Annotated in this window: 2 protein-coding genes; both read right to left on the reverse strand. The window is 64.1% G+C overall.

Annotated elements, in window-relative coordinates; translation table 11 throughout:
* Window positions 1–701: succinate dehydrogenase iron-sulfur subunit (locus JMY24_RS37930; RefSeq protein WP_134963614.1), on the reverse strand; the 701-nt coding region annotated here is incomplete at its 3' end.
* A 24-nt stretch (window positions 702–725) separates the two neighbouring features.
* On the reverse strand, window positions 726–2025 hold a 1300-nt coding region (locus JMY24_RS37935), incomplete at its 5' end, for an FAD-binding protein (RefSeq protein ID WP_201704112.1).

Below are 2025 nucleotides of genomic sequence, written 5' to 3' on the forward strand. Positions count from 1 at the left end.
ACAGCGCGTCGCACCATCAATTCCTTGATCTTGCCGATCGCCTTGGTCGGGTTCAGCCCCTTCGGGCAGACGTCGACGCAGTTCATGATCGTGTGGCAGCGGAACAGACGGTACGGGTCTTCCAGATTGTCGAGCCGCTCGCCGGTCGCCTCGTCACGGCTGTCCGCGATGAAACGGTACGCCTGCAACAGACCCGCCGGGCCCACGAACTTGTCCGGATTCCACCAGAAGCTCGGGCACGACGTCGAGCAGCTCGCGCACAGAATGCATTCGTAGAGCCCGTCGAGCTCGTCGCGCTCTTCCGGCGACTGCAGACGCTCCTTCTCCGGCGGCGGCGTGTCGTTGATCAGGTACGGCTTGATCGAGTGATACTGGTTGAAGAACTGCGTGAAGTCGCAGATCAGGTCGCGCACCACCGGCAGCCCCGGCAGCGGTCGCAGCACGATCTTCTGCGGCAGGTCGTTCAGGTTCGTCAGGCACGCCAGACCGTTCTTGCCGTTGATGTTCATCGCGTCCGAGCCGCACACGCCCTCGCGGCACGAACGGCGGAACGACAGCGTCTCGTCCACAGCCTTCAGCTTGACGAGCGCGTCGAGCAGCATGCGCTCGTGCGAGTCGATCTCGATCTCATATGACTGCATGCGCGGCGCCGCGTCCTTATCCGGATCGTAGCGGTAGATTTCAAATGTACGCTTGGCCATTTCTGAATTCCTTTGATCTGTGCCTTAGAAGGTCCGCGCCTTGGGCGGCACCGATTCGACCGTCAGCGGCTGCATGTGCACCGGCTTGTAGTCGAGGCGGTCGCCTTCGCTGAACCACAACGTATGGCGCAGCCAGTTTTCGTCGTCGCGATGCTCGAAGTCGTTCTGCGCATGCGCGCCGCGGCTTTCCTTGCGCGCCTCGGCCGACACCATCGTCGCGCGCGCCACCTCGATCAGGTTCGCCACTTCCAGCGCCTCGACGCGTGCGGTGTTAAACACCTTCGACTTGTCCTTCAGGTGGATATTGTCCACTCGTGCGGCCACCTCGCGGATCGCCTCCACGCCTTCCGAGAGCAGCGCCGACGTGCGGAACACGCCCGCATGCTTCTGCATCGTGCCGCGGATGTCGTTGGCAACCGACTGCGCGTACTCGCCCGAAGAGGAACTGTCGAGCTTCGCCAGACGCGACAGCGCGAAGTCCGCCGCGTCGGCCGGCAGCGGCTTGTGATTCTTTATTTCCTGCACGTGTTTGACGATGTGGTTGCCCGCCGCGCGGCCGAACACCACCAGATCGAGCAGCGAGTTCGTGCCCAGGCGGTTCGCGCCGTGCACCGACACGCACGAGCATTCGCCCACGGCATAGAAACCGTTGACCGGCTCCTCGTGGCCCTTCGCCGTGCCCACCACCTGGCCGTGGATGTTCGTCGGAATGCCGCCCATCTGGTAGTGGATGGTCGGCACCACCGGAATCGGTTCCTTGATGCAGTCGACGTTGGCGAACTTCAGCGCGATCTCGCGGATCGACGGCAGACGCTTCATGATCGTCTCGGCGCCGATGTGCGACAGGTCCAGCAGCACGTGGTCCTTGTTCGGACCGACGCCGCGGCCTTCCTTGATCTCCTGGTCCATCGAGCGCGAAACGAAGTCGCGCGGCGCCAGATCCTTCAGCGTGGGCGCGTAGCGTTCCATGAAACGCTCGCCGTCCGAGTTGCGCAGGATGCCGCCTTCGCCGCGCACGCCTTCGGTGATCAGCACGCCCGCGCCGGCCACGCCCGTCGGGTGGAACTGCCAGAACTCCATGTCCTGCAGCGCGATGCCCGAGCGCGCAGCCATGCCCAGCCCGTCGCCGGTGTTGATGAACGCGTTGGTTGAGGCCGCGAAGATGCGGCCCGCGCCGCCCGTGGCGAACAGCGTCGTCTTGCCTTCGAGAATATAGACGTCGCCCGTTTCCATTTCGAGCGCGGTGACGCCCAGCACGTCGCCCTCGGCGTCGCGGATCAGATCGAGCGCCATCCATTCGACGAAGAACTGCGTCTTCGCCGCG

It is taken from the genome of Paraburkholderia kirstenboschensis (assembly GCF_904848585.1).
GTDB classification, from domain to species: domain Bacteria; phylum Pseudomonadota; class Gammaproteobacteria; order Burkholderiales; family Burkholderiaceae; genus Paraburkholderia; species Paraburkholderia kirstenboschensis.